The organism is Acetobacter sp. DsW_54, assembly GCF_002153575.1.
GTDB lineage: Bacteria > Pseudomonadota > Alphaproteobacteria > Acetobacterales > Acetobacteraceae > Acetobacter > Acetobacter fabarum.
Map to the genome: position 1 here is coordinate 220321 of NZ_JOPD01000003.1, position 20140 is coordinate 240460.

Sequence of the window (20140 nt, forward strand, 5' to 3'; positions counted from 1 at the left end):
AACTGCCATATGTGGCCGAAATGCCTCCGGCTCACTCCTTATCAATAGCGCGTTTGGGGAGCAGAGCTGGCACAAACACCAAAGTCCCCAGAAGCGTGCAGGCCAGAGAGAGCAGCAGCAAGCGCCCCATGCTGGCCGTGCCCGGGTGGTGCGAGAGGGCAAGCGAGCCAAAGGCCGTGCCCGTGGTCAGGGCAGAAAACAGCACGGCTCGTGCGGTGGGGGATGCCAGCGGGAATTTAACCCCATCGCGCCAGTTCATGACAAAATAGATGTTGAAGGATACACCCACACCAAGCAGCAACGGCAATGCAATAATGTTGGCGAAGTTAAGCGTTTCTGGAAGCAACACGACCAGAATAACCGTCATCAGCGCAGACAGCAGCAGCGGGGCCAGCACAAGCGCCATATCCTTGATCCGGCGCAGAGCGATCATGAGGATAATGGCGATCATGACCACGGCGGCCCCGGCGGCCTGTTCGAACGCACGCACAATGGAGCGCGCGCTTTCCACAATATCCACCGCCGTACCGGCCATATCGGGCTCAACCTTCTGCAAGGACCCGACAAACTTGCGCAATGCGCCTGAGCTGCTCATCACCCCTTTGGGGTGTACTTCCACAAGAGCGCGACCATCGGGGAGCAGATAGTCGTTCGCAATGCTTGGGGGCACATCATGCATGGTAACAGGCCCAGCCTGCAGCATGGTCCGCAACTGATCCAGCTCCGGTGGCAAAAACCGTACCAGAGCAGTATTGGCGGCCTCCACCGTGGCATCGGGGGCTGTCGCCAGACGGGCCAGAGCTGCCTGAATCCTGCGCAGCGGGTCGTTGGCAGGCAGCTTGTCCTGCACTTCGGCCAGAGCTTTGGCAGTACTGGCCGCTGCTGCACGCAGGGCGGCGGCATCTGGCGCAGGTTTGGGGTTTGGCACAATCAGCGTTGGCAGCAGCAGGGACGCGGCATCCTGAATAAGGGCCAGTTTTTCAGGCTGCTGCGTAGGCACATATGAGCCGAGCCACATGACATCATGCACATCAGGCAGTTCATCCAGACGATCAGCCTGTTTTGCGGCGTCATCCAGAGACTTCACCAGCAGTTCCGCGCTGTAGGGGGATGTCTGCGGGTTATCAATCAGCAGGCTGAGGGCGCGCATCCCTTCGGAATTGGGGTTTTTGGTGTGCAGCGGGTCGCCATCAAACTGCAGGGCCGGCACCAGCGCCAACCCGATAACGGCCACCACACCAAAAAAGGCCAGCAGCCATTTGCGATGCTGGCGGATTTTGGTGTCCACCGGCTTCATCCACACATACCCCATGCTGGGGCAGTTAAGCGGAGGGTGGCAGATGCAAAGCAGCGCAGGCAGCAAGGTGGTGGTGCAGACAAAAGCCACCAGCATGCCAATACCCGCAATAAGCCCCAACTGGGCCACACCCAGAAAAGCGGTGGGCGTAAACGCCAGAAAGCCTGCGGAGGTCGCAAGAGAGGCAACCAGAATCTGATGCCCCGTTTCCTCCCCTGTCATGCGCAGGGCTTCGTACATGCCTTCCTTGCCGGTAGCGGTGGGGATCTGTGCACGGAAACGGACAGAAAACTGGATAGCAAAATCCACCGCAATCCCCACAAACAGAATGGCGAATGCGACCGAGATCAGGTTAAGCGTGCCAACCGCCACGGCGGCAAAGCCCGTGGTCAGCAGCAGCCCCACAACCAGCGTAACCACAATAGGCAGCACCACACGCCAGGAGCGCACGGCAAGCGTAAGCCACAGCGTTACCAGCAGCAAAGAGCCCACAAGCCCGGCCACCATGCCCTCGGCCACGGTTGCGAACTCTTCATCATCCAGCTGGACCTGCCCGGTCAGGTGGACCTTGGCGTGGCCGCTGCGCACGAACTCTAGGTCCTTGATTACGGCACGCATGGCGTCCGTGGCCTCGCCCCCGGGCTGGAAGGAGCCATAGTCCAGAATGGGCTGGGTCATGACAAACTGGTAGCGCCCGGCGAGGTCAGACAACTGCCCCCCGAGCAGACGCTGCCACGAGAGAGGAGATGCCTGACCATCCACCGCTTTTTCCAGCGTATTGGCAAAGCCGGTCAACGGTGTCTGAAAACCGGCCAGATTGGCCTGTCCGGTCTTGACCCCTTCTGCAATCAGGGAGAGCGCACCAAAAAGCCCACGGGCGGAAGGGTCCTGCGCAAGGGCGGACAGGAAAGGCTGCGCGGCAATCGTGTCGTTCAGGATGCCCGCAAGCGGTTTGGGCTCCAGAAACATAAGCCCGTTGCGCTCAAGGTACGGGTTGGCATCCGGCCGGTTGGCAAAGGCAAAGTGTTTGTGATCCGCTGCCAGCGCTTCGGCCAGTTTGCGTGCGGTTTCCTGCCCTTCTTCTGGCAGGTCGGCTTCCACCACCGCGACCAGAAGATTCTCTTTTTGCGGGAACAGGCGGGCCATTTCATCCGAGCGCTGCTTCCACTGCAAACGGGGGGAGAGCATTTTGCTCGTATCCGTGGTCACGCCAAGCTGGGTCATGCCCGCATAAACGCCAGCGCCTGACAGCACGCAAAAGAGTGCCACGACCAGCCACGCATGGCGCGCACAAAGGGTGATAAAACGACCTATGGGTGCAAAGAGCATGATAAACGACAGGATCCTAGAAAAGTCATGGCGTCAGGCACAAAACCGCCTTGGTTTGCCTAACCGCTTCGCACGATGCAAGTGACTATCTACGCAAGCCACTCTTCTTTTACCGCCCGGAATGCGGAAAATGGGATTTTTCCGGGCCATTCCGGTGGTCCGACCATGTGTGCTCCAGCCATTGCCACAGCACCAGTGCAGGCACGCCCCAGGCAATTTCACGCAGGCGCTTGATCAGCGAGAGCGCAATGGCAACGGGGGGGGCAATACCAAACAGCCCGCCGACCACCATATAGCCCCCTTCCGACACACCCAGTGCTCCGGGCACGGCAAACCCTGCGGATTTAGCGGCTTCCCCCACACCTTCAATAACAAAGCCGGTCGCCAAAGAGCAGTCATGGCCCATAAAATGCAGGATCAGGCAGACCTCCACCGCCCCCAGCGCCCATGCAGCAAACTGGAGGATCAGGCTGCTCACGGCATTGTTGCGGGTCTTGTACAGGCCCAGCACTTCCTGATGAATCCCGCGAATACCCTCAACCCCGCCCCAACCCAGATGGGCGGCAATCCGCTCTAGCAGTTTTTCCACCAGAGCAACGGCACCAAGCCACTGGCTGGCAAATACGGCTATGCCAATAACGGCAAGAACAAGGGCACTTTCAAGCAGCCTGTCGGTCACAGCCGAGCGCTGGACCAGAACAAGCAGCAAAAGCAGCCCCGCTACCGTAAACAGAACCTGACTGAGCAGTTCAATCGTAAGGTCACAGATTGTCGCCGCTGCCGCGCGGCGCAAACCCAGCCCCCGCCGGGATAACAGGCGGCTGGCCACCACCTCCCCACCAACCTGCGCCACGGGAAGCAGGTTGTTTACCCCCTCACGCACACAGCGGAGCATGAAAAAATCACGCAGGGGCAGATGGGGCGGCAGGTCACGGCGCGCAATAATGCGCCATGCCTGAGCGGAGAGAGACACCTGAACGGCATGAAAGACAATGGCGGCAAGGATTCCCCAGCCGCCAGTCATGACAAGCGCAAAAATGGCCTGCGCGCCAAAGCGCGAGAGCATCCATAATGTCAGGCCAAGCCCCAGAATGCCGGCCACAAGAGTGATGCGCTTCATGCAGTCTCCCCATTTCATGCCAGAGCTGGCGCTTACTCCGGCATGCCGCTCCTTTTATCCCTCCCTGATCTGACGCAGGAGGGCAAGAGATTCCACACAGGCGGCGGCGGCTTCACGCCCTTTATTATGCACATCATCCGCAGAACGCACAGTTGCCTGTTCTTCAGTGTAGGTTGTGAGAATACCAAATGCCACCGGCACCTCGGTTGCAAGGCTGGCCTGCACAATGCCCAGAGTGGCCCCAAGGCTGATAAATTCAAAATGCGCGGTATCGCCCTTGACCACACAGCCAAGGCAGATCACCCCTTCATACCGCCCGGTCTTGGCCAGTGCCTGTGCCAGCAGCGGCATTTCAAACGCGCCGGGGGCTGCAAACACATCGCCTTCAGCCACGGCAATGCCGTGTTCGCCCAGCCATGCAATGGCGCCATCCCGCAGGCCACCTGTCACCGTCTCATTAAACCGGCTGACAACCAGTGCCAGACGGGGTGCGGGGGAAAGGGCCTTGAGGTCAGGCAGAGTAACGGGGGAACGTGTACCCATAAGTCGTATTATCCTTTTGAATCACTGCGTCTTGAATACAGACAGCTCAGGCAGGAACCTTGTGCACAACGGGGGACGGTGCATCGCAGTTCAGGTGGTGGCCCATGCGTTTGCGTTTCGCATGCAGGTAGGCACGGTTGAACATGTTGGCCGGAATTTCCAGCCCCAGTCTTTTACGCACCACAAAGCCCCGGCTTTCCAGTGCCCGGACCTTCTCGGGGTTGTTGGTCAGCAGGTCGAGCTGGCCCACACCAAGGCTGCGCAGTATGCCTGCCGCTGCACGCCAGTCGCGCGCATCGGTTGCAAAGCCGAGCCTGTGGTTGGCTTCAACCGTATCCAGCCCGGCATCTTGCAATTCGTAGGCGCGTATCTTGTTTACAAGGCCAATGCCGCGCCCTTCATGCCCACGCACGTAAACCAGCACCCCGCACTCGGCCTGCCCGATGGCCTGCAACGCTGCCTGAAGCTGGGACCCGCAATCGCACCGCAGGGAGCCGAGCGCATCGCCGGTCACACATTCGGAATGCAGGCGCACCAGCGGCACCGGGCCGTTGGGGCGGACATCCCCCTTGACCAGCGCGACATGCTCCACACCTTTTTCGTCCCGGAAGGCGTGGATAACCAGCTCATTCCCACCATACACGCTAGGCAGGGCGGCCTTGGCCAGATCGGGCACAACGTCTTCCGCCGCAGGGGCTGCGGCCTGTGCGGGCTGTGGCTCCAGCGGTGCCAGACCATGCGCGCCAATCCATGCCACCAGTTCGGCAATGGAAATAATGGGCATGTCATGCTGCCGGGCAAACACATCCAGCTGAGGGCGGCGGGCCATTGTGCCGTCCTCGTTCAGAATTTCGCAGATCACGGCAGCGGGCTTGAGCCCGGCAAGGCGCAGCAGGTCAATCGAGCCTTCGGTATGGCCAATACGCGCCAGCACGCCACCGGGTTCGGCCCGCAGGGGGAAGATATGCCCCGGAGAGGCAATATCTGCCGGCGTAGCCTCATCTGCCGTGGCAACCAGCACGGTCTGGGCACGATCGGCGGCGGAAATACCGGTACTGACCCCCTCACGCGCCTCGATCGACACGGTAAACGCCGTGCCATACTGCGCGGTGTTGTCGCTCTGCCGCACCATCATGGGCAGTTCAAGCTGCTCTACGCGCTCGGCGGTCAGGGGCAGGCAGACCAGCCCACGGGCATGGGTGATCATGAAGTTCATGGCCTGCGGGGTCATGAATTGTGCCGCCATAACAAGGTCGCCCTCGTTTTCGCGGTCCTCATCATCCACCATCACAACCATGCGGCCCGCCCGCACGGCATCCAGCGCACGCAGCAGACGCTCGGAAGGCTGGAGCGGTGCGGTCTGCCCCTGTGTCATTTTGCCTGACATTGTGCCTCCACATATTTTGCAATGATATCCACTTCCACATTCACGGCATCCCCCACCCTGAGCGTACCCAGTGTGGTGTGGTCCCATGTGTGCGGAATGATCATGAGGGCGATGCGGAACTTACCGTCCTGCACCGGCCCCACTTCGTTCAGAGTCAGGCTGATCCCGTCCAGCGCGACCGAGCCTTTTTCCACCATGTAGCGGCGCAGCTCGGCGGGAATATCAAACTCCACGCGCCGGGCATCGCCCGACGGTGTAGCCCCGACAAAACTGCCCAGCCCATCCACATGCCCCTGCACAATATGGCCGGATAGGCGGGTGGACGGCGTTACCGCACGCTCCAGATTAACCCGGGACCCGGCCGCAAGGGAGCCCAGCATGGTGCGGTCCAGTGTTTCACTGCTGACAAAAAAGCGTACGGGCATATTCTGCGCCGGGGCCACGGCTGTCAGGCAGACACCGTTGACGGCAATGCTCTCGCCCTCGGCCACGTCGGTCAGGCCGGTCTGCACTTCCAGCATAAGGGAGCGCGCACCCTGCTCGACTGCAAGGACCTGACCGAGAGATTCTATAATACCGGAAAACATGCCTGCTCCTGCGTGCATCGCGCCCATTGCGGAAAAAGGGAAAGGGGGGAGATGTCGTGTCGGGTTGAAACAGAAAAGTGGTCGCAGCCCTGCGCATCCTGCCGGATATGCAGCCAGTCATCCCACAACCCCTGCGCGCTGATCGCACGCAGCAGGGTGGGACCAGCCTCGACCATGACCCACAAGGCGGGCGTGCTGGCCAGCACTGCGGGCAGATCGGCGCAGTCGGGGCAGAACAGAACATCAAAGCGTGCCTGTGCCTGCTCCTGCCAGTGTGCGGGCACCTTGTTGGGCGCACCACACACCACCAGCACCCGCCGCCTGTTGGCGTGGTCTGGCACATGCCGCACGGTAAAGGCGGGCAGGTCGGCCTGTATTGTGCCTGTGCCTGTTACAATACCATCGGTTACGCGCCGCAACGCGTGGGCAAACTCGAGCGATTGCCGGGTTGTAAATGTTGTGCTGCCAACCGGGGGCACCATGTTGCCCTGTGCATTAACCGCCTGTTTAACCGTAATCCACGGCCGCCCATGCACCATGCGCCATGCAAACGGGGCCAGCAGAGCCTTGCAACGCGCCAGACAGGCAGCACCGTTGGCGGCATGGGCCAACCACCGCACATCCAGCCCTTTGGCCTGCAAATATGCAGCACCGCCACCGGGCACATGGGGGTTGGGGTCCGCGCAGCCAATCCACACCGTCTGTACGGGCGTGGATAAAAGCGCTTCCGTGCATGGCGGAGTGCGGCCGGTGTGATTGCACGGCTCCAGCGTAACCACAGCGGTATGAATCCGCTCCACCACACCCAGTGCGTGCGCCTGCTCCACAGCCAGACGCTCGGCATGCAATGCACCTGCCTTGTGATGGGCGGCAATAACCAGCACTTCCCCCCGCGCATCCAGCAGCACACACCCCACGGCGGGGTTTGGCGCGGTCTGCCCGACAAAACGCCATGCTTCGGACACAGCCATATCAAAGGCCGCACCAACATGCTCTGGCATAGTGTGGGGGAAAGGTTGAGAAATACTGTTCACCCTGGTGTCTCTTTTAGTCCATACCTGCTCATGACAGACGGACCCAGGGCGTCAAAAAGGGTTACACGTTTTATGCACGCAAGCCGGACTTCGGCTTAACGGACAAAAAACGAGTCTCTCTTTCTCGTTCTCTTTCATCCGGACTATGACCGTCGGCTCCGGAGTTACACCGGATCTGCTGACCCTGCCGAAGCAGGCGCTCGCGGGCTTGGGGTAGCGCACCACCCCTTTACCGCCGGTAGGGAATTACACCCTGCCCTGAGAACGTCACACCCGCACAAAACGGGCGCTCTGTTAATATGATGGCCCCAACCCCCGTGTGTTGCAAGGATAAAACTTTTCACATCTGCTTAATGTTTGCTCCGGACCGGCCCCAAAAGCCGCCCCCCTTGCCTAACATTCCGTTACTGTTATGAGAGAGGACAGGCAGCCTTGGCCCCGGACACGGACCAGCCGGGTCGCTTTTTGCAACCTGCGGGAGCAGTTGGTGCACGCTTACGCACCCTGTAGTGCCTGCCCTGCGGGTGCATATGCACTGTATATTGGAGTTTTTTTAACCCCCATGGACCAGCCATGACCCAGCCAGACCCGGCACCCCAGACCACGCCCCCTCCCGCAGCCATGACCGGCCTTGCCGGATGGGTAGAAGCACGCCTGCCTGTTATTTCTGCCTTCCGGGCAGAATACATAGACTTCCGCCTGCCCCGTAACCTGAACGGGCTGTGGAATTTTGGGGCCATCCTGACCGTTGTTCTGCTGCTTATGCTGGCGACCGGCATTTTTCTGGCCATGAACTACACCCCGACCAATGCGGGGGCTTTTTTGTCGGTCGAGGCAATAGACCGCCAGCTTGCCGGCGGGTGGCTGCTGCGGGCCATGCATATGACCGGGGCCAACCTGTTTTTGGCCGCACTCTATGTGCATCTTTTCCGTGGGTTGTATTACGGCTCCTACAAAGCCCCGCGTGAACTGCTGTGGCTGAGCGGGCTTGTGCTGCTGGTTATGGTCATGGCCACGGCCTTTGCCGGTTACATGCTTCCATGGGGCCAGATGTCCTACTGGGGTGCGGACGTGATTACCAAGGCCGTGGGTGCCGTACCGGGCATTGGTCCGAGCCTTGAACATATTATGGCCGGGGGCGACCATCTGGGCGATGTTTTTGTGCACCGCTTTTTTGTGCTGCACTTCCTGCTTGCTTTTCTGGTCGTTGGGGTTGTGGGGCTGCATGTGACCATTGTGCACGTCAATGGTTCCAACAACCCGCTGGGCATTGAACCGCGCACCCCGCGCGACACCGTACCGTTCTACCCCTACTATATCAGCAAGGATCTGGTTGGGCTTATTGTGTTCGCCATGGTGTTTGCCGCGCTCATGTTCTTCTGGCCCAATCTGCTGATCGAGGCGGACAACTACACCCCCGCCGACCCCATGCACACACCGGCTGATATTGAGCCGGAATGGTATTTTCTGCCATTTTACGGCCTGCTCCAGTCTGTGCCCTCCAAATTTGGTGGCCTGCTGGCTTCCGCTGCATCGCTGCTGATCCTGTTTGCCCTGCCATGGCTGGACCGCTCCCCCGTGCGTTCCATGCGCTTCCGTCCACTCTGCCGTATTGGCCTGTTCGGGCTGGTAGCCGCATTTATTCTGCTGGCGGTTGCAGGCAAGCACCACGCACAGGGCGGCTGGCTGATTGTGGCGCGTCTGGCGGGTATTTATTACTTCAGCTACTTTGTGGTGCTGCTCCCCCTTGCCTCACGCAAGGAAAAAACACGCCCCCTCCCCACCTCCATAGCCGCTGCGGAAGGAGATCAGTAATGCAGGGTTCTTTTTCCCGTCCTGCCGCTGGCCTGCTGCTGGCGCTCGGCCTGTCCGGTGTTGCACTGGCACACGAACCAGACAAAGCACCACCCCATCAGACATGGAGCTTTGAAGGGCCATTGGGCCAGTATGACCAGCCCAGCCTGCAACGTGGCTTTCTGGTATTCCAGCGCGTGTGTTCCACATGCCACGGCATGCGCAACCTGACCTATAACGATCTGGCAGGCATTGGCCTGACCCGCCAGCAGATTGAAGAAACCGCAAAAGCCAAACCGCAGCCTGGCACACCGGACGCCATGGGCCAGCCCACCACGCGCCCGGGGCTGCCCGATGACCACCTGAACTCCCCCTTCCCCAGCGATGCGGCGGCTGCGGCCATGATGGGCGGCGTAGCCCCGCCTGATCAGTCCCGCCTTGCCATGACCCATCCGGGCGGGCCGGACTGGCTGTACGCGTTCCTGACCGGCTACCGCATGCCCCCGCCAGCCGATGCGCCCATGGTCCCCGGCAAGTTTTATAATGACTGGGCCGCAGGCCACATGATTGGCATGCCCCCTCCGCTCATGAACGGCATGATCCAGTACCCCGATGGCACCCCTGCCACGGTGGAACAGCAGGCCCGCGATATAACCACTTTTCTGGTCTGGGCATCCGATCCGCACCGCAATGACCGCCACAGCATTGGCAAGGCCGTTATGGCCTATCTGGCCGTGCTGCTTGTGCTGGCCATTGCATGGAAGCGCAAAATCTGGAAACGCCTGAAAACACAGTGAAGAACAGAAAGCACGCAAGAACCATGACACGCGAGACTGACACCACCCCAGCTCCCGAACAGGCCCCCGGCCGCCGTGACTTTCTGGGCATGGTCACCACGGCTGGCACGGTCACAGGCATTGCGGCCTGCGCCATTCCGTTTGTGGAAAGCCTGCAACCGCAAGACAGCGCCGCCGCACACCTGCCGGTTGATGTGGATATTGCCCATCTGGCCCCCGGCCAGCAGATAGTGGCTGTATGGCAGGGCAAGCCCATCTTTATTATCCGCCGCACACCAGAAGAACTGGCAAGCCTGCAGAACGCGGAATTGAGCGCCCTGCTCAAGGATGCCAACTCCACGGCCAACCAGCAGCCCGGCTATGCCCGCAACTGGCACCGCTCCATTGTGCCCGAATACGGGGTTTATGTGGGCATCTGCACGCATCTGGGCTGCGTACCTGCCTACACTCCTCCACAGGGTTCCGGGCCGGAGGCATCTGGCGGGTACGGCTGCCCCTGCCATGGCTCCAAGTTTGATCTGGCAGGGCGGGTGCAAAAAGGCGCTCCCGCTCCTTACAACCTGCCCGTGCCACCTTATGTCATGCCTTCCGCCACCGTGATCAGGCTGGGGGAAAACCCCAAGGGGGAAAGTTTCGACTTTTCCACCATAGAACAGATCTGACCTTCTCCCCCGCCAGCCTGTGTCTGGCGGGGTTTTTACCGGGCTATACCCCGGCAGGCCTCACACCCATAGTGTGAGATGCTTTTGCCCAAAAGCAACTTATCAGCCATAGCGGACTGCGCCATGCTCGGCTTGCTCAAAGCCGGTCTGCTCCAGCCCGGCCCAACCCACAGGGAGTTGCTGATATGTCGGGAATTGTTGTTGTTTATCACTCAGGTTATGGCCACACCCGCAAAGTGGCCGAATACCTTGCGCGCGGCGCCAAGGCCGAACTGATTGCCATTGATGACAATGGGGAGCTGCCCGAAAGCGCATGGGACAAGCTGGCCGAAGCCAAAACCATTGTCTTTGGCGCACCGACCTATATGGGCAACGCAAGCTGGCAGTTTAAAAAATTCGCCGATGCCACATCCAAAATCTGGTTCATGCGCGGCTGGCAGAACAAGCTGTTTGCGGGCTTTACCAACAGCGCAAGCCCTGTGGGGGACAAAGGGCTGACACTGGCATGGCTGCAAACCCTTGCAGGCCAGCACGGCGGCATATGGATCAGCCTTGGCATGCTGCCTTCCAACACAAAAGCCGCCAAGAACACGGACCTGAACGCTCTGGGCGGTTCCACTGGCCTGCTCGTCCAAAGCCCGTCTGATGCCAGCGTGGACGAAATCCCCCAAGGTGGGCTGGACACAGCCGCAGCATTTGGTGCGCGCATTGCCGAAATTACAGAACAATTTGCATGAAAAACCCATTCATGCGGCACAAAGTTGTGCACAGGCAGTCTATTCTTAAAAAAGATAAATAAAACTGCCGCATGGTCAGCGGGTATCACGGAAGAGTGATACCCGCTTGTCGTTTTTCCAGTTTCATTATGAAACCGGAATGTTACCTATCGGAGTAGTCAATCACCTTAGCAGCACATATAAATATAATACTTAAAGTGCGGGAATCTGAGTAATGAATCTGTCCGGAAAAAAAACAGGTCTTGCCGTTGCCCTAAGTGTCGCATCGGTTCTGGCAGCTGTTCCCCTTAAATCGGCAAAGGCGCAGGTTCACCCTTTTTCAGCTTTTTCCAGTGGTAGTTCCGACCTGTCACACTGGCTGTCGGACGTTACCCTGATCGGTCAGATTGAAGGCGGCATCATGGCCAACCCGGCCCGCCCCAACCCCGGTTACAACTTTGGCGACTTTCTGGCCGACCATGCCAACCAGGTCCAGTTGAATCAGGCGGAGTTTACCCTCTCCAAAGCTATCGACCCCAGCAAAAACACCTATCAGGTCGGCTTTACGCTGGAAGGTCTTTATGGCTCGGATGCCCGTTACTACCATCTGGTCGGCATCTCCGATCAGGAATGGAAGGCCCGCTACCAGCTTATTCCCGCACAGGCCCATGTGGATGTACATCTGCCCTGGCTGACCTCTGGCGGGCTGGACATGCAGGCCGGTATTCTACAGGCCCCCATGGGTGTGGAAGGGCTGGACCCCGCCTCCCGCGCATTCTACACGCTGGCCTATACATCTGAATATTCCGTGCCGTTCCAGCATGTGGGCGCCATGTTCAACTGGCATGTTACGCCTATTCTGGACGTAACATTCGGGATTGATACGGGTAACCAGACCACCTTTGGCGCATCGGACAACAACAGCCGTCCCGCCGGGTATTTTGGCTTTAACCTGAACAACCTGCTGGGTGGTAAACTCCGTATTGTGGAACTCAGCCGCGTAGGGCCGGAGAATGTCTGGCAGAGTGTCGGGCATTACGAGGCAGACCACGCACAGCGCTTCTGGAACGATATTAACGCGACCTATCAGGTTAACGACAAGCTAAGCCTGACAGCCGAATTCAACTACCTGCATGACGAGGGCATACGCGGTATTGGTGCGCGCGGGCAGTTTGCCGGCACGGATGCCGAAAGCTTTGTCAGCTTCCTCAGCTACAAGATCAACAAGGACTTCACCTTCAACTATCGTGGCGAAATCTACCGCGACAACAACAACTCGATGGTGGCAACCTTTACCGGCAACAACTCTTACATGAATGCCATTGCAGGGCGCTCCTACACCACCATGACCGGCGCAAGCGGGCATGGCACCACCTACGGCGACCTGTCGCTTAACGTTGCCTATCGCCCTGATCTGGGCCACCATATCCGCGTTTTCCAGCTGCGTCCTGAAATCCGGTTTGACCGCGCGCTCAACAGCACCTCACCCTTTAACGGTGGCCGCAACAACGGCATGTTCACCTTTGGTGGTGACGCAGTGATCGGCTTTTAAGCCATACAGATTACACAGTTACGCGCGCCCTCCACCACGGGGGCGCGTGTTCTTATAGTGCTTACTCACGCCCTCCTCCCCTAACACGGGAGCCGCCTTCCGCCTTTGGCACTCGTCATGCCTCCAAACCCTGCTCAGGCGTAGGTGATGACATCCGCCGCAATGGCGATTAAATGTTAAAGAATTAAAAAATAATTTCCGCTTTGCGCCAGAACGCTTTGCAGTATTGAAGATAAAAGCCCTTTAGCCTTAACTTTGTCACGCTTATGAGGGCATAAATCATGCGTTATTCTAATCTATGTTGGATTAGCGCGACGTGCGATCATGCAAGACAAGGCTGATAAGGTATGTTAGACGAAAAACACAATTGCTGGCGGCATCATCATGGCCTGCCGCATGTAAGTCGGATTGGGAATTGTTGAGATAGGCAATTGTTTTGTTTAGAAAAAACAAGGAAACTCCTCAGAAAGTAGCTGTCGTCAGCGGTGCATCCGGCGGCATTGGGCGTGCTTTGTGCCTTCAGTTGCGCCAGCGTGGGTACCGGGTCATTGGCCTGTCACGCCAGAACGCTCCGGCAGCCGATACAGCTTATGTTGACTGCATGCTGGCATGCGACCTGACCGATTCACACTCCATCAATGAAACTGCCCGCACAATCGGGCAGACCAGTGCCAGCGTTGATCTCTTTATATTCTGTGCCGGCGTTATTTCCCCACAGTCCGTGGCAACCTTGGAGCATGCTCCGGTTATTGAGCAGATCCAGACCAATCTGCTCGGCGTTATGCTGCTGACCAATGCCATTCTGCCAATAATGGCAAAAGACTCCCACATTATTTACGCCAACTCCATGGCGGGCATTTTTCCTCTGGCGGGCAGCAGCGCCTATACGGCCTCCAAATTTGGCCTGCGCGGTTTTGCACTGGCACTGGAGCAGGAGCTCAAGCCACGCCATATCCGGGTGTCCTCCGTATTCCCCGGCAGCGTCAATACGTCCATGCTGGCGACGGAAATGGAGCGTGGCGGGTCGGTCCTCAACTTCATGTCTGCCCCGCAGGAGCCAGAAGCCATTGCGGCCTGGATTCTTTCCCCCCATGTGCGCAAACATGTTGAGAACTTTCCATCCAGCTTTGACAGGCTGTTTTGCAGTCTTTTCCTCTGGTCGCCCGGCTTCCTGCGCCTTTGCCTGCCATTAATGACGGCATGGGCCAAATCCCGCCGTGCACACTACAGAAAAAGCAACAAGACCACTTAAGTCAGACCACTCTGCCCCCGCCTTTTGCGTAGGCAGCCCGGGGGCAGAGCCAATACACCACAAAAAATTAAGGCATCAACGCCGGGCGGGCTGCTTTTACCCTTGCCCGCATGACTCATGCGGCATCTGTTAGCCCATTAATCACGCGGCGTAGCAGTTCCAGCAGATGTGCGCTGTCTTCCCCCGCCAGAGCCGCGTGACTTCTGGCATTGATTGCCGCAACGGCCGCCGCAATATCTGGCAGTCTTTCTTCCGCCAAAGGCGATAACGATATAAACGCACTGCGCCGGTCATTCGGGTCCGGTGTGCGTTGGATCAGCCCATCCCGTTCCATACGGGCGAGGGTCTTGGCCATGGTGGACTGCTCTACTGCGGCAAGCTGTGCCAGGTCGCGCTGTGCCAGTGGTTTGCCATCCGCCAGAGCAAAAAATACCGGCAACTGCCCCGACATAAGCCCGAACGGCCGCAGAGCATCATCCATCTCCCGCGCAAAAAGCCGTGCGGCCCAATTGATCATATAACCAAGGGACTGTTCCCGGGGCTGCCATTTATATGGCTTGCTATCTATATTTGATCTCTCAGCTTCATTCATGCAAGGACGATAGCATGCAGACGGTTCTCCGCCACATCCACCCTCTGGCGGGGGGATTGGCCATTCTGTGCATAGCCACTTTTATGGGCAGCACCCTTGTTGCAGAACTCCATGGTGACCCACAAACCATTATCATCACCAAACATGCCATTCTGTGGGGGCTGCTGGTTCTGGCTCCCTGCCTCGCACTCACTGGTTTTTCTGGCTACCAGATGGCAGGCGGGGCACCGCGCGGGCTGGCACTGGCCAAATTCAGGCGCATGCGGGTCATTGGGGCCAATGGTCTTTGTGTGCTGGTTCCCTGCGCGTTTTTCCTCGCCTTGCGCGCATCTGCACAAACATTCGACGGACTGTTTTATGGTGTGCAATTACTTGAACTTCTGGCAGGAGCCGTAAACCTTGCACTTCTTGGCATCAACTTTCGTGACGGGGTGCGAATGGCGCGTGCCTGAGCCTGTAAAAACAGTATTCTGCCGCACAGAACATTTTGCATGGCCAAACCCTGATGCGCTGCAAAAATATGTTGTATGTTAAAAGACAACCGCAAGTGTCAGGGTTTTAGAATGTCCCGTGAGAATTTTAATGAACTTCTTTCCTTTCTTGCGGTTGCTCAGGAAAGAAGCTTTACACGTGCTGCTGCACGGCGCGGCGTAACGCCCTCGGCCTTAAGCCACACCATGCGGCTGCTGGAGGAAAGGCTGGGAGTTACACTGCTGACCAGAACAACCCGGCGGGTTGTTCCCACAAGTGCAGGGGAATACCTGCTGAGCAACATTCAGCCGTTATTTGACGAAATTGAAAATAAAATTGCCAGCCTGGATGAATTTCGTAGCGCACCGAGAGGTGAACTGAGAATTACCGCCACAGATGAAGCTCTGACGTATTTTCTACGCCCAAAACTAGCCAAATTTCTTAAAAAATACCCTGATATTGCCATAGAAGTTTCAACTGACATGAAACTTGTCGATATTGTTGATGAATCCTTTGATGCAGGGATCAGGCTGGGTGAGATGGTTGCACAGGGTATGATGTCCGTGCCTGTTTCCCCCGCCATTGAGTTTGTAGTTATTGGAGCCCCCAGCTACTTCAGGGAACATCCGGCCCCCAAAAAGCCCAATAATCTGACTGAGCACAATTGTATTGGTGTTAGGCTGCCAACCTACGGAAAGCTTTATAAATGGCTTTTCCGGCAGAATGGAAAAGACGTTAAGTTCCAGCCAAGCGGGCAGTTTATTTGCAATAATGTGTTTTCTGCGCGGGATGCCTGCCTGGATGGCATAGGGCTTGCGTACCTGCCAAGGGTTGTGGTGGAAAGCCATATTGCATCAGGCGAGCTTGTTCCTGCGCTGGAAAAAATCTGCCCTACCCATGTGGGGTTCCATCTTTTTTACCCACGGCATAACCAGTATTCCATGCCGCTGGCTCTTTTTATCGAAGAAATGAAACTGGCATGATGCCACGCAAGGGCATGCGTAAACCCCGCATACCCTTGCATATACACAGCCGCTTACGCCCCTAGCAGGGGGAGCTGTTGCATCATCTGCTGTAAATTCAGCGCATCCCACGGCATATGCTCGGCAATTGTCATGCCCACCACCTGCTTTTCGGTCATGACCTCCCCGACCAGCTTCAACACATCTGGAATATTGAGCTTTCCTTCCGCCACATCACCAAAATCGTGTTTGCCACGGCCGGGCTTTGCAAACAGCAGGGAACGGAAGTTGTGCGGGTCCAGCACATCCAGGTCCAGATGAATGGCCAGAACCTCAATCCCGCTATCGTTGAGCCATTGCATAACGGGTTGTGCACCCTCCCGCACCTGCTGGGGTGAGCATGTGCGAATGCCGTGCTCGGCAATAAACCGGGTCTCATACGGCAGTGGATCATGAATACCCGCGATCATGACATTTTTGGCCGCTATCGGCTGCTTGACCGCGCTGGTCAGGTCAGGGTCACCATGGCCCATAAGGGCACCCAGCACATGCGCATGCGCGTTTTTATACTGCTCAGGGGTCTGCACGTCCGGGTGTGTATCAATCCACAGAACACCCAGCTTATCCCCGTATTGTTCTGCCAGCCAGGCAAACGGAGCAAGGGATACCAGACAGTCCCCACCCAGCACAGCAATGGAGCGGGGCTGGTGGCGCGCAATAATTGCCTGTGCCGCCTTGATCTGTTTTACAAGAACGCTGCGCCCGCGCATGTCGTTTTCCAGCGGCAATGGGGTATCTGTCGGGGCATCAACGGGTACTTCCTCAACCGGTCCGTGGGATGGGGGTGCCAGCCATGCCAGCAATCTGGACCCCAGATAATATGGTGGGTTATCCCCACCCTGCCATTGCGGAAAAATAAGACGCAGTGTGTTCTTGTCCGGTTTTGACACGCACTCTCTCCCAAAACGATCAGCACGAGAGCGCCTGTATTAGACTTGGCAGGTTTGATCAGATCATCATTCCGGCCCGGCCTGTGTTACGGCCTAGCGCTCTCAGTCCTGAGTATTTTTTCATGAATAATATGCATTTCATAGAACTATATTGCTGAGTTTTACTCACAATCATCCTGATAAATCAGGCCATAGTCACGCCTGATATTTATACCGTAAAATGAAGTTTGGCAGATTACTCCAAGCAAGCAGCCATTTGCAGCATTACTGGTCAATATCATGAGACACGATTTTCTGATGATCAGCCGCGCATAGGCCGTGATCCCCCAAGACCTGAATAACCCGGCATGTCTGCACTGTGCCACAGGTGCATTGCGCGACCATACGCTCAAGTTCCCTGTGCAGGGCATTCAGCCTTACAAGGCGGTGCTCCACCTCCGCCAGCTGGCGCTTTGCAATGGCATCAATGGCCTCACAACTCTGGTCGGGGTCATCCGATAGGGCCAGCAATTCCCGAATATCGTCCAGCGGAAAACCCAGTTCGCGCGCATGGCGGATAAAGTTCAGGCGTTCGCGGCTGGTATTATTGTAAATCCTCTGCCCGCCTTCATTCCGTTCCGGCTTGGGGAGCAGCCCGATCTGCTCGTAGTACCGGATGGTTGGCACTTTTACACCAGTCAGCCCAGACAGTTTTCCGATACTCAACATGCAGAATCCCCTTGAACCTCTAGTCACTAGAGGATGTAGCTATCTCATTCTCTCGCGTTGGGACAGGAGGATAAAATGCCGGATACACATGAATGGCTCGTAACAGGGATGGACTGCCCATCCTGCGCTGCAAAAATAAAAGGAGCCGTAGCCCAGCTACCCGGCATTGAAGCGGTTGAAATATCTGTCATGTCCCGAAAACTCAGGGTTACGGCAACGGCGCATGCCACTCCCCCGGCAGATATTGAAAACCGTGTAAAAAGCCTTGGCTACGGTATTGAAGCCATTGCACTGGCAGGCAGCACCCCCACCGCGCACACTGGGGCTGACGAGCACACCACACAAACCGATGCCCCTTGGTACCGAACAGGAAAAGGGCATCTGGTTCTGCTCACCGCAACCTTGCTTGTGGTAGCATGGGGGCTGGCACTTCTGCTGCCAGCTTCCGGGAACTGGCCTTTTATTGTGGCGTGCCTTGCGGGCCTTATACCCATCGCCTTACGGGCTTTTGCCGCCATCCGTGCAGGGCAGCCTTTTTCCATTGAAGCACTGATGACCATTGCCGCAACAGGTGCGCTGTTTATTGGTGCGGCGCAGGAAGCGGCTCTGGTTGTCTTTCTGTTTGCCGTGGGCGAACTGCTTGAAGGCGTTGCCGTAAGCCATGCGCGCGATGGCATTCGGGCATTAAGCACGCTGGTACCCAAAACGGCCCTGCGCGAAAAAAATGACATGATGGAAGACGTCGCGGCAACAGAACTCGTGCCTGGCGATGTTGTTATTGTGCGGCCGGGGGACCGTATTCCTGCCGATGGCAAAATTATTTCAGGCACCGGCGGTGTGGATGAAAGCCCCGTAACGGGTGAGAGCATGCCCGTAACGCGTGGGCCGGGCGATCCGGTATTTGCAGGGGCAATTAATAACGAAACAGCCCTGCGGGTACAGGTAACGCGTGCCGCAGCAGACAATACCATTGCCCGGATTATCCGGCTGGTTGAGCAGGCAGAAGATTCACGCGCACCAACACAACGCTTCATTGACCGCTTCAGCCGTTGGTACATGCCCTCCATTGTGGGTCTGTCCGCGCTGGTTGTGGCTATCCCGCCCCTGTTTTTTGGGCAGGCGTGGTCGGTCTGGGTCTATCGTGGCCTGTCTCTGCTGCTTATTGGGTGCCCGTGCGCTCTGGTTATCTCGGTCCCTGCCGCCATTGCATCGGCTCTATGCGCTGGGGCACGGCATGGCCTGCTTATGAAGGGTGGTGCCGTTATTGAAGCCACGGCGGCGATCAAAACGGTTGCACTGGATAAAACAGGCACCCTGACCATGGGGCAGCCCGAGGTAACGGATATTCTCTGCCTGGATCAGCACTCCACGGCCGAAGTTCTTGCTCTTGCCGCAGCAGTGGAAAAAGCCTCCAACCACCCGCTGGCTCAGGCCATTGTACGCAAGGCGGCAGGCATGGCGCTGGCACCTGTGCAGGATAGCCGCGCCATTGCGGGCAAGGGTGTGTCTGCCGTGTTTGATGGGCAGATCATAACAATCGCCAGCCCCCGGCATGCAATGCAGGATGGCGCGTTGTCCAGCACCGCCGCAGCACAGGCCACTGCCATGGAAAGTGAAGGCAAAACGGTTGTTGTTCTTTATACCGGCACGGCTCTGGCACTGATCGGATTGCGGGATGAACCAAGGCAGGATGCGCAGGAAACAATACAGCAGCTCCGCAGCCTTGGGGTTACACCCCTTATCCTGACAGGGGATAACCAACGCACAGCCGCAGCCATTGCAGCCCTGCTGCATGTGGATTACGAAGCCGAACTGCTACCGGAACAGAAACAGCAGACCATCCGCGAACTGGCAGCACGTGGCCCGGTTATGATGGTGGGGGACGGCATTAACGATGCCCCTGCCCTTAAACAGGCAACCGTTGGTGTTGCCATAGGATCGGGAACAGATGTCGCGCTGGAAACCGCAGACGCTGCCATACTGCGCAACTGTATTACAGACATTCCGGCCCTTATTCGCCTTGCCCGCTCCACCATGGGCAATATCCGGCAGAATGTATCCATCGCACTCGGGTTGAAGGGGGTTTTTCTGGTAACAACCATTATTGGCATGACAGGCCTATGGCTTGCCATTATGGCGGATACCGGCGCCACTGTTCTTGTAACCCTGAACGCCCTGCGGCTTTTACGCACAAAACCCGCAGGGCTTGCCCAAAAAAGTTAAGAGAGCCTGCCCCCTGCCCTTTGATGCTCTGGCAACAAAAGACAGCGGCAGAATAAGCATGAGAGCAAGGATCACCCACCTATACTCTCATGCCTGCGCGTGTCCCCATCATGCGCTTTTATGACCAGACGCCACATAAACAGCTGCATGGCCATGGTTTCAAA

18 protein-coding genes and 1 riboswitch are annotated in these 20140 nt (G+C 57.6%); of the genes, 9 read left to right on the forward strand and 9 right to left on the reverse strand.

Annotation, left to right across the window (positions count from 1 at the left end; all coding sequences use genetic code 11):
- Positions 1 to 31 precede the first annotated feature (31 nt).
- The 6 genes from HK20_RS02800 to ribD form a co-directional block, all read right to left on the reverse strand.
- Positions 32 to 2626 (reverse strand): MMPL family transporter, encoded by a 2595-nt coding sequence (locus tag HK20_RS02800; protein WP_086645550.1) that lies wholly within the window; start codon positions 2624 to 2626, stop codon positions 32 to 34.
- A gap of 109 nt (positions 2627 to 2735) precedes the next feature.
- Positions 2736 to 3746, reverse strand: coding sequence for a lysylphosphatidylglycerol synthase domain-containing protein (locus tag HK20_RS02805; protein WP_086645551.1), 1011 nt, complete (start codon positions 3744 to 3746; stop codon positions 2736 to 2738).
- Between the two features lie 54 nt (positions 3747 to 3800).
- A complete protein-coding gene (gene ribH / locus HK20_RS02810; protein WP_086645552.1) occupies positions 3801 to 4289 on the reverse strand; it encodes a 6,7-dimethyl-8-ribityllumazine synthase in 489 nt (162 codons plus the stop codon).
- Positions 4290 to 4335: 46 nt separating this feature from the next.
- A complete protein-coding gene (gene ribB, locus HK20_RS02815) occupies positions 4336 to 5676 on the reverse strand; it encodes a 3,4-dihydroxy-2-butanone-4-phosphate synthase (protein ID WP_233129046.1) in 1341 nt (446 codons plus the stop codon).
- Complete coding sequence (locus tag HK20_RS02820; protein WP_086645554.1) at positions 5661 to 6263, reverse strand: riboflavin synthase; 603 nt, start codon at positions 6261 to 6263, stop codon at positions 5661 to 5663. The genes ribB and HK20_RS02820 overlap by 16 nt, the downstream gene beginning before the upstream one ends.
- Positions 6245 to 7297, reverse strand: a complete 1053-nt coding sequence (ribD, locus tag HK20_RS02825) for a bifunctional diaminohydroxyphosphoribosylaminopyrimidine deaminase/5-amino-6-(5-phosphoribosylamino)uracil reductase RibD (protein ID WP_369823006.1) — start codon at positions 7295 to 7297, stop codon at positions 6245 to 6247. The genes HK20_RS02820 and ribD overlap by 19 nt, the downstream gene beginning before the upstream one ends.
- A 122-nt stretch (positions 7298 to 7419) precedes the next feature.
- Positions 7420 to 7567: riboswitch (FMN riboswitch) on the reverse strand.
- 303 nt (positions 7568 to 7870) lie between these two features.
- Here ribD and HK20_RS02830 point away from each other — a divergent pair.
- The 6 genes from HK20_RS02830 to HK20_RS02855 all read left to right on the forward strand — a co-directional run bounded on the left by HK20_RS02830 (position 7871) and on the right by HK20_RS02855 (position 14070).
- Positions 7871 to 9112, forward strand: coding sequence for a cytochrome b N-terminal domain-containing protein (locus HK20_RS02830; protein ID WP_086645556.1), 1242 nt, complete (start codon positions 7871 to 7873; stop codon positions 9110 to 9112).
- Positions 9112 to 9888, forward strand: a complete 777-nt coding sequence (locus HK20_RS02835) for a cytochrome c1 (RefSeq protein WP_086645557.1) — start codon at positions 9112 to 9114, stop codon at positions 9886 to 9888. The genes HK20_RS02830 and HK20_RS02835 overlap by 1 nt, the downstream gene beginning before the upstream one ends.
- A gap of 23 nt (positions 9889 to 9911) precedes the next feature.
- On the forward strand, positions 9912 to 10550 hold the full coding sequence (gene petA / locus HK20_RS02840) for a ubiquinol-cytochrome c reductase iron-sulfur subunit (protein WP_086645558.1): 639 nt from the start codon (positions 9912 to 9914) through the stop codon (positions 10548 to 10550).
- Positions 10551 to 10735: 185 nt separating this feature from the next.
- Positions 10736 to 11287: a flavodoxin family protein gene (locus HK20_RS02845; RefSeq protein WP_086645559.1), complete on the forward strand. Its 552-nt coding sequence runs from the start codon at positions 10736 to 10738 to the stop codon at positions 11285 to 11287.
- A gap of 214 nt (positions 11288 to 11501) precedes the next feature.
- Entirely contained in the window at positions 11502 to 12818 is a 1317-nt protein-coding gene (locus HK20_RS02850) for an outer membrane beta-barrel protein (protein ID WP_086645560.1), read from the forward strand.
- Positions 12819 to 13254: 436 nt separating this feature from the next.
- Positions 13255 to 14070: an SDR family oxidoreductase gene (locus HK20_RS02855; protein ID WP_086645561.1), complete on the forward strand. Its 816-nt coding sequence runs from the start codon at positions 13255 to 13257 to the stop codon at positions 14068 to 14070.
- A 115-nt stretch (positions 14071 to 14185) separates the two neighbouring features.
- Here the strand turns inward: HK20_RS02855 and HK20_RS02860 are convergent, their stop codons facing one another.
- Entirely contained in the window at positions 14186 to 14551 is a 366-nt protein-coding gene (locus HK20_RS02860; RefSeq protein ID WP_233129048.1) for a MarR family winged helix-turn-helix transcriptional regulator, read from the reverse strand.
- 125 nt (positions 14552 to 14676) lie between these two features.
- On the opposite strand from HK20_RS02860, the gene HK20_RS02865 reads away from it, so the two are divergent.
- The gene (locus HK20_RS02865) at positions 14677 to 15114 is read left to right on the forward strand and encodes a hypothetical protein (RefSeq protein ID WP_233129049.1); all 438 of its coding nucleotides are present in this window, start codon (positions 14677 to 14679) and stop codon (positions 15112 to 15114) included.
- Between the two features lie 111 nt (positions 15115 to 15225).
- On the forward strand, positions 15226 to 16116 hold the full coding sequence (locus tag HK20_RS02870; RefSeq protein WP_086645562.1) for a LysR family transcriptional regulator: 891 nt from the start codon (positions 15226 to 15228) through the stop codon (positions 16114 to 16116).
- 53 nt (positions 16117 to 16169) lie between these two features.
- On the opposite strand, the gene HK20_RS02875 is transcribed toward HK20_RS02870, so the two are convergent.
- Positions 16170 to 17045 (reverse strand): arginase family protein, encoded by an 876-nt coding sequence (locus HK20_RS02875; RefSeq protein ID WP_086645563.1) that lies wholly within the window; start codon positions 17043 to 17045, stop codon positions 16170 to 16172.
- Between the two features lie 264 nt (positions 17046 to 17309).
- A complete protein-coding gene (locus HK20_RS02880) occupies positions 17310 to 17753 on the reverse strand; it encodes a helix-turn-helix domain-containing protein (protein WP_086645564.1) in 444 nt (147 codons plus the stop codon).
- Between the two features lie 75 nt (positions 17754 to 17828).
- Between HK20_RS02880 and HK20_RS02885 the strand changes: the two genes are divergently transcribed.
- Positions 17829 to 19976 carry a heavy metal translocating P-type ATPase gene (locus tag HK20_RS02885; protein ID WP_086645565.1) on the forward strand — a complete coding sequence of 716 codons (2148 nt, stop codon included), beginning with the start codon at positions 17829 to 17831 and terminating at the stop codon, positions 19974 to 19976.
- Positions 19977 to 20140 lie beyond the last annotated feature (164 nt).

Coding starts and splice junctions, on each gene's coding strand:
- HK20_RS02805 (WP_086645551.1), bottom strand. CDS start 3,746: ATGAAGCGCATCACTCTTGTGGCCGGCATTCTGGGGCTTGGCCTGACA.
- HK20_RS02800 (WP_086645550.1), bottom strand. CDS start 2,626: ATGCTCTTTGCACCCATAGGTCGTTTTATCACCCTTTGTGCGCGCCAT.
- ribB (WP_233129046.1), bottom strand. CDS start 5,676: ATGTCAGGCAAAATGACACAGGGGCAGACCGCACCGCTCCAGCCTTCC.
- HK20_RS02845 (WP_086645559.1), top strand. CDS start 10,736: ATGTCGGGAATTGTTGTTGTTTATCACTCAGGTTATGGCCACACCCGC.
- HK20_RS02820 (WP_086645554.1), bottom strand. CDS start 6,263: ATGTTTTCCGGTATTATAGAATCTCTCGGTCAGGTCCTTGCAGTCGAG.
- ribH (WP_086645552.1), bottom strand. CDS start 4,289: ATGGGTACACGTTCCCCCGTTACTCTGCCTGACCTCAAGGCCCTTTCC.
- HK20_RS02880 (WP_086645564.1), bottom strand. CDS start 17,753: ATGTTGAGTATCGGAAAACTGTCTGGGCTGACTGGTGTAAAAGTGCCA.
- HK20_RS02860 (WP_233129048.1), bottom strand. CDS start 14,551: ATGGATGATGCTCTGCGGCCGTTCGGGCTTATGTCGGGGCAGTTGCCG.
- HK20_RS02870 (WP_086645562.1), top strand. CDS start 15,226: ATGTCCCGTGAGAATTTTAATGAACTTCTTTCCTTTCTTGCGGTTGCT.
- HK20_RS02835 (WP_086645557.1), top strand. CDS start 9,112: ATGCAGGGTTCTTTTTCCCGTCCTGCCGCTGGCCTGCTGCTGGCGCTC.
- HK20_RS02885 (WP_086645565.1), top strand. CDS start 17,829: ATGCCGGATACACATGAATGGCTCGTAACAGGGATGGACTGCCCATCC.
- HK20_RS02865 (WP_233129049.1), top strand. CDS start 14,677: ATGCAGACGGTTCTCCGCCACATCCACCCTCTGGCGGGGGGATTGGCC.
- petA (WP_086645558.1), top strand. CDS start 9,912: ATGACACGCGAGACTGACACCACCCCAGCTCCCGAACAGGCCCCCGGC.
- HK20_RS02830 (WP_086645556.1), top strand. CDS start 7,871: ATGACCCAGCCAGACCCGGCACCCCAGACCACGCCCCCTCCCGCAGCC.
- HK20_RS02850 (WP_086645560.1), top strand. CDS start 11,502: ATGAATCTGTCCGGAAAAAAAACAGGTCTTGCCGTTGCCCTAAGTGTC.